Below are 6,900 nucleotides of genomic sequence, written 5' to 3'. Positions count from 1 at the left end.
CCAATTTTTCAACTGTAGATAGAGCGAGCATTTGAGCGTTTATTTTCTAACACAATGGCTGAAATCAAGATTTTTGGTAAAAATCCTATGCTGTAAGGATTCTAGATTATTCTCTCCCGAAAATGATAAAAGAGGGTTAATCGCTGATGCCTAATGCAATTGCAGTGTCTTACCTTGTTGAAAAGTCGCTTTGATGCAGCATTAGCAACAGATTGAAGTGATCCAGATCACACTTTTTTTGTTTGCACTCTTGACCTATTCGTGATTGCAGGGTAATGTTTAAATAAATCTAAATACAGTCTGCCTAATCCATTGTTTGACTTAAAACCTTTGTGTATCAAGGCAAGCAAGGAGCGGAGGAACCAACTCTGGGGCGTATCTCACAGACAGTGAGGAGTTAAGAGTGAATAGTGAAGAGTTAATAAATATTTAACTAAGCACTCACAACTCAGCACTTCAAGAGAAGGACATCTCTCAGTCCTAGCCCGTCAGCTAACTTCGTAGGCATTGAGAGGAGACTGCACGAGCAGCATTCATACAAGTAATGCCTTGTTCTCGTCAGTGTCCTTGGCTGGTAACTTTACGCTGCATTTACCTGCTCTTAGACGCGAGGAGAGGGTTATCATGCCTTGATTTCTGGCATCTGAGGCAGGATTAGTTGCCTTGAGGTAAAGCACTACTATGTTCCAGAATCAAAAACATCGCATTGCTCTGATTTCTGTTGATGGCGACCCTGCTGTGGAAATCGGCCAAGAAGAAGCTGGGGGACAAAATGTTTATGTGCGTCAGGTGGGTTACGCACTAGCCCAGCAAGGTTGGCAAGTAGATATGTTCACTCGCCGCAGTAGTCCTGAGCAAGCTGCCATTGTTCACCATAGCCCCAACTGTCGTACTATTCGGTTAAAAGCTGGGCCAGCTGAATTCATCGGACGAGATAACTTGTTTGACTATTTACCTAAGTTCGTTGCAGAGTTCCAGCGATTCCAAAAACGTCAAGGATACTGCTATTCCCTAGTTCATACCAACTATTGGTTGTCCTCTTGGGTGGGGATGGAATTAAAAAAGCAGCAACCACTAATTCAAGTACATACTTACCATTCTCTAGGAGCCGTAAAATACAGAAGTATTAGTGATGTTCCTGTAATTGCTACCCAGCGATTAGCTGTAGAAAAAGCTTGTTTGGAGACTATAGACCGAGTAGTAGCAACCAGTCCGCAAGAGCAGAAGCATATGCGGATACTTGTTTCTCGCAAGGGGCAGATTGAAATGATTCCCTGTGGTACTGATATTGATAAATTTGGGGAAATCCAACGAGCTGCTGCACGCCAACATTTAGGAATTGCACCCGATGCCAAAATGGTTCTCTACGTTGGTCGCTTTGACCGTCGTAAGGGGATTGAAACTTTAGTAAGAGCTGTTGCTAAGTCTAGTTTGAGGAGTAAAGCTAACCTGCAACTAGTGATTGGAGGTGGTAGCCGTCCAGGTCAGAGTGATGGCATTGAACGCGATCGCATCGCCAGCATTGTGGCAGAACTAGGACTAAAAGATTGCACCATCTTTCCGGGTCACTTAGATGATACTATTCTTCCTTTCTACTACGCTGCTGCTGATGTGTGCGTTGTACCCAGTCATTACGAACCTTTTGGTTTAGTTGCTATTGAGGCTATGGCTAGTAAGACTCCAGTCGTGGCTAGTGATGTGGGTGGGTTGCAGTTTACTGTAGTACCAGAAGTCACAGGTTTACTTGCACCTCCTAAAGATGAAGTAGCTTTTGCTGCTGCTATAGACCGCATCCTTACCAATCCAGCTTGGCGCGACCAATTAGCTGAGGCTGGTCGGCAACGGGTAGAAATTGCCTTCAGTTGGTATAGTGTAGCCTCTCGATTAACTCAGCTCTATACTAATCTGCTGGCTCAAACTACAGCTAAACCTCACAACCAACCTCAGATTGCAGCTTAACTTCTACAAATACTAGGGAGTCAAAATCATGCTTAAAATCGGAGATTATGCTCTACATCAAAAAACAGGGCAGATTGGTCAAGTTTTCGGTTATGGACATCAGGTCATGGATGGAATTTATCTCACTACCCTGAAAGTCAAAGTCAGTAAGAAAAAGGGAACTCGTCGCTACAAGGGATTTATGGAGGATGTGTACACTACCTGGATGCCGACACAGACAGTATAAGCTACTATGACAGTTCGCTATTGCTTAGGCAGTCAGGAGAACAACTAAGTCGAATAGTAACAAGTTACCTTCGCAATTTTTCTAATGGCTAACGGCTTTCGTCTGTCCACGCCAATACAGTGTTAGCCGTCGCCGTTCCGCCTGATTTCTCGTTCAATGATTTTTTTAATTAACTCAGAAATTTCTTTGTCTAACCTATCAGCTTGTTGTTTCAATCTTTCATAAATCTCAACCTCATCTCCTTGCCATAAAAGGTCTATTCTTCTGACTTGCTGCATTGCGATATGAGTGTAATTCTCTGGGTATGCCCAGTAACAAGATAAGCATATAGACTTATTTTTTATAGTTTTCCAATTTTCGCAATGCTCACACGACCAAGATTTCGCTCGGTTGGCAGAACTACAAAGTAGCGTGAAGTTTTCTGGATTCAATTCTGGTTCTCCGTCAACCTCAAAAGGTACGCGGTGGTCTATCTGTAATTCACGTTTATCAACTTTCTCTAAGTAGATAAAACACTTACAACCATATCTGTTGATAAGTTCGTCTTTTATTTGCTTTGACAAACCTGTCCTGCCAGACAATCTAGAAAATTTTGCCTTGCTGATGTCCCCAAATCTATAGGCTGCTATTCTTCTCCCGTCAGTACCTGTTACACGAAAGGTTTCGAGAGGAATGCCGTGTTCTCTGACATCTCTAGCTGCTCTGGGAGGATGATTGTAGCCATATCTCTGCTTCAATTCCTCTGTTGTCACAAAGCCATATTGCAAAATATGGTCGATGACAGCTTTTGGTCTTTTGGCTGTCACTGATTGGCAAAGTTTTACAAAATCATTGGGTAAGAGAGGGTGCTGTGGAGAATTGTCCATACCGTTCCAGACAAGTAAGCTGTTTATGTGCTTTGCTAATATAACTTTCTAAATCTGAGGCATAGCTATTTGCTAAATTGGAAGATAAATACAGAGACTCCACAGTTACTTCTTCTCTACCTAAAAGTGTTGCTTGAGATGATCGCCCAACCTCAATTTCAAGTTTCTTAAGCCCTAATTCTTGAGGTAATTCATTACCAAAAATTTTGTTTCCTCGTCTGCCATCATAACTAATTGCAAACGCTACTCCTTTTCGCCTCAACTCTCTAAGCACTAAAACGAAATCATCAAAATTTATCCCAGCATAATATCTTGAATCTCTATCACCACATACCCCTTGATAAGGGGGGTCTAGATAGACAAAATCGTTAATATAAACTTCAGTTAAAAGTTCCCTATAATCTAAGGATGTAAATTTACATTTATCCTTTAAAAGCTTAGAAACTCCTTCTATATTTTTCCTCATTTTCGCAGGTTGGGTTCCCTTTCGCCTCTTATCAGGACTTTGATTAAAAAATCCTTCAGAGTTATACCGAACAGCTCCTTTTACACATCGAGCCAACAAGTACAAGAAAAGCTTTGGATCGTTAGTTCTATTAAATTTTTCTCTGATTTTATAGTAGTGTTCTACAGAATTATCATGCTGCTGGTTCCATATATCTGCATATGCATCTGCAATTTCATCTGGTTTTTCTACAATTAACTTTAGTAATTCAACCAGTGGCTTGTTCAGATCATTAATCCAAAATTTTTGAGAAATTCCTTTATCACAGGCTGCAATACTGATTGCAGCAGTTCCTGAAAATGGCTCTACCAGTCTTTCTACATTGTTGGGTAAAAATCTCAGAATATCCGAAGCGAGATTTCTTTTGCTGCCTTGATATTGAATAGGATGTGGAAGACTAGCCATCTCAACTAGAGAACAAATGATCTAGCTTAGTTTATCATGAGAATTAAAACGGTTATATGTTGTCTTTCAAATAACAATGACAATCTGGCTTTTCAATCAACGATTCAACTAGGGCATTCAGGGAAGTAGCGGCTAACAAACCACCTCCTAATGTGCCTTCAATTGTGATGTAAGGTATATTTTGTTGCATTAGTCGCCGTTTAGCTGCGGGAGCATGGCTAAAGCCAATGGGCATAGCGATCGCTAACGCAGGCTGAATTTTTTGTTTGTTAATGGCTGTACAAGCTTCTAACAGTACCGAGGGAGCATAACCAACCACTAACACAGAACCTTTTGTGACTTGCTGTAATTTTTCCTGCCATTCTTGACGTTGCCAAAATTCCTGTTCTGCTTCTGTGGCAGTAGTGACGTGGGGATTATCGATCAACGTTGTAACTCGACAGCCCAAGTGAACTAATCTTGTTTGGTCTAAAGCAGCGGCAACTGTTGGGATATCTACAAAAATATCACAGCCTGACTTGAGCGCTTCTCGACTAGCTGCGATCGCATCTCGACTCAATCTAACAAAGGACACTAAGCTGACATCACCGCAAGCCAAAACCAACTGAGAAATCAGGTGTTGTTCGATTTCCGAACGTTCAGATAAATCGGGTAACAAGTGTTGTAACGATTCTTGAAAAGCTTCTGAATGTGTATGGACTTGTGCATCTAAACCACTCCACAGTTTTTCTAGTCCCCCCAATCCAGCTTGGGTTTCTACTTCCAATAACTTGAGTTGTGCCAGCACTTCAGCCTGCATAATTTGACAATGGCGATCGCGTCCCAATAATCCTTCGAGTGCCGATGCAGTTTGCCGTAGTTGAGAAATTTGCTGCATAACTGCGCGATATTGCTGCTGAAGTTGTGCCGTCAGGGTTGTAGCGTCTGCTTCTGGTTCCACCTCTAAAATGTGGCGGATGTGGTTGAGTTGGAACCCTTGCTGCTTTAATGCCACAATCCGTTGCAGCCGGATGACATCTTTTTGCGTGTAAAGGCGATAGTTGCTGGGCGATCGCACTGGTTGCGGTAGTAGTCCTAATTGATGGTAATGTCGCACCATACGAGGAGTTAGACTACCTCCAACTGCATTGGTAAGTTCTTTGATAGTTAAGCAACCAGCATTCATAATTTACTCCAACAACGGCAAAATTCTTTCTAATTCTCCACAAGCTACCTGAAGAGATGGGGGTGCATTATTATCCAAACCCTGGTAACACTGGTTTACTAAGTTTTCCACATAAGGCTTACAAGCTGCCTCATTTTTGGAGAATTTTGCATATTCTGTTTCTTCGTCAACAGTCTCTCCCTGTAAATAATGTATCCAAGTTTCAATATTTCTTTTGGGTACGAATATTGCTATAGCTTCATCAGGCTGACGAACTTGTTGTGAATCTTCTATTAGTGCATCATCTAATTGCTTCAGCCTTTCCTGCACTGTTTTTTTATTTGCATCAATGACTACAACCAGCCCAATAGATAAGTACATTGCCTTACTGCGGTATGCTTTCACTTCCTTTGGATAATGCAATCGCACATACTGTTCTGCGGATTGGCTTCCATCTGGACAAGGCAAAGGTCTAATTGTTCCATTAAAGCCTCGCTTTTTCAAAAAATAACGCGCAAAAACCTCTTTTTGCCTATCCTCACACAGAATCACAATCTGTACTCTACGCTGGCTCATACAGCCATCCCCGTGCAATCAGTTCTGAAATGGGTAATCCAGTATTCTTTGCCACTTCATTACTAATTTTTTTAACCCGCACCGGAGCATTACTTTGACGCTCAAACCAATAACCTATAGGTGATGCTAAAAGATAATTAATTAATTCAGGATGGTGAGAAATTAGTAAAGCTTGTAGTTTCCCTTCACTACAAAAATCATATAGTTGAATTAGCCAAGGCTGAATTTCTGAAAGTGCTAAAAAATTTTCCGGTTCATCTATACATAATGTATAGTCTTCAGATTGAGTAAAATACATCAAACTATAAAGAGCAAACAGCGCTTTTTGTCCATCAGATAATTCACTTAAACGATAATCAATAATTTTTGTCTTATCTTCGGATGCTAAAAATTGTAATTTTAAAATCAGAAATTCTTCATTTAAGTATTCAAATTTAAAATCTACAAAATTATTAAATAATGTTTTAAAAATATTATTTAATTCAGATGTTTTATCTTTCCTGTGAATAATATAGCGATACCAAGAAACAAAATTTTCCATTTTATAGTCTAGTTGTACTTCTTCTTTTCGACTACCATTTTCTATGAAGCTAGGAATAGCTTGTACAATAATTAATCTTTCCATTCGTTCCTGGAACCACTTCTGCTTTGCACTGGCACTTTCTAGTAAAAACAGTATTGCGGAATGAGAGGAAGAAAATGGAAATTCAGATAAATATGAATTATCATCTCTAGCCAATTTACACTTGCCGTTATCAATTTTTAATAAAAGATTATTATTAAAATAGAGACGCTCATATTTAACATGACAATTATGTTGAATATGATGCTCAATAGCAAGTTCATATTTATAATTGCCACCATTTCCAGAAATCTCTAATTCAAAACGTTGAAGTCGTGAAGTTTGCCAGCGTGTGCAGTCAGAAGAATGAAAAACTTCTCCTGCATCACAATACATAGTTAAAAATTCTTGAATTTTTCTTAAAGATTCAAAAACAGTTGATTTCCCTGAACCATTACCACCGAGAAACAAGTTAATTGAGTCAAAATTAAGTTCAAAATTTTCCAAGTCACGAAAGTTATCAATATAAATTCGCTTTAGCATCAACTTTTATCCTTTCAATGTAGTGCCATAGATTACAAAAATTGCAACTTACTAACAATATGTAAGTTCTCATTCCTCACTCCCATACTCTTGACATTAACATTAATGTCAAGG

The 6,900-nt window shown here is 39.8% G+C and carries 7 protein-coding genes and 1 riboswitch; of the genes, 2 read left to right on the top strand and 5 right to left on the bottom strand.

All coding sequences use genetic code 11. The annotated features are described in order from the left end of the window. Positions 1 to 291 precede the first annotated feature (291 nt). A riboswitch (cyclic di-AMP (ydaO/yuaA leader) is annotated at positions 292 to 521 on the top strand. 160 nt (positions 522 to 681) lie between these two features. Both RMY31_RS09410 and RMY31_RS09405 read left to right on the top strand, forming a co-directional pair. Then, positions 682 to 1,959: a glycosyltransferase family 1 protein gene (locus RMY31_RS09410; protein ID WP_322660465.1), complete on the top strand. Its 1,278-nt coding sequence runs from the start codon at positions 682 to 684 to the stop codon at positions 1,957 to 1,959. A 28-nt stretch (positions 1,960 to 1,987) separates the two neighbouring features. After that, positions 1,988 to 2,185: a hypothetical protein gene (locus tag RMY31_RS09405; protein WP_322660467.1), complete on the top strand. Its 198-nt coding sequence runs from the start codon at positions 1,988 to 1,990 to the stop codon at positions 2,183 to 2,185. 122 nt (positions 2,186 to 2,307) lie between these two features. On the opposite strand, the gene RMY31_RS09400 is transcribed toward RMY31_RS09405, so the two are convergent. From RMY31_RS09400 to RMY31_RS09380, 5 genes are read right to left on the bottom strand one after another with little or no spacing between them, the layout of a single operon-like run. Continuing rightward, a complete protein-coding gene (locus RMY31_RS09400) occupies positions 2,308 to 2,991 on the bottom strand; it encodes an HNH endonuclease (protein WP_409877813.1) in 684 nt (227 codons plus the stop codon). 22 nt (positions 2,992 to 3,013) lie between these two features. Further along, entirely contained in the window at positions 3,014 to 3,961 is a 948-nt protein-coding gene (locus tag RMY31_RS09395) for a DNA adenine methylase (RefSeq protein WP_322660470.1), read from the bottom strand. 52 nt (positions 3,962 to 4,013) lie between these two features. Beyond that, complete coding sequence (locus RMY31_RS09390) at positions 4,014 to 5,126, bottom strand: precorrin-8X methylmutase (protein WP_322660472.1); 1,113 nt, start codon at positions 5,124 to 5,126, stop codon at positions 4,014 to 4,016. 3 nt (positions 5,127 to 5,129) lie between these two features. Next, positions 5,130 to 5,681: a hypothetical protein gene (locus RMY31_RS09385; RefSeq protein ID WP_322660474.1), complete on the bottom strand. Its 552-nt coding sequence runs from the start codon at positions 5,679 to 5,681 to the stop codon at positions 5,130 to 5,132. Next, positions 5,668 to 6,786: an AAA family ATPase gene (locus tag RMY31_RS09380; RefSeq protein ID WP_322660476.1), complete on the bottom strand. Its 1,119-nt coding sequence runs from the start codon at positions 6,784 to 6,786 to the stop codon at positions 5,668 to 5,670. The genes RMY31_RS09385 and RMY31_RS09380 overlap by 14 nt, the downstream gene beginning before the upstream one ends. Positions 6,787 to 6,900: the final 114 nt, after the last annotated feature.

The organism is Dendronalium sp. ChiSLP03b (genome assembly GCF_034531165.2).
GTDB classification, from domain to species: domain Bacteria; phylum Cyanobacteriota; class Cyanobacteriia; order Cyanobacteriales; family Nostocaceae; genus Dendronalium; species Dendronalium minutum.
Note: the sequence above shows the minus strand (reverse complement) of the source record. Positions and strands in the feature narration are given on the sequence as shown.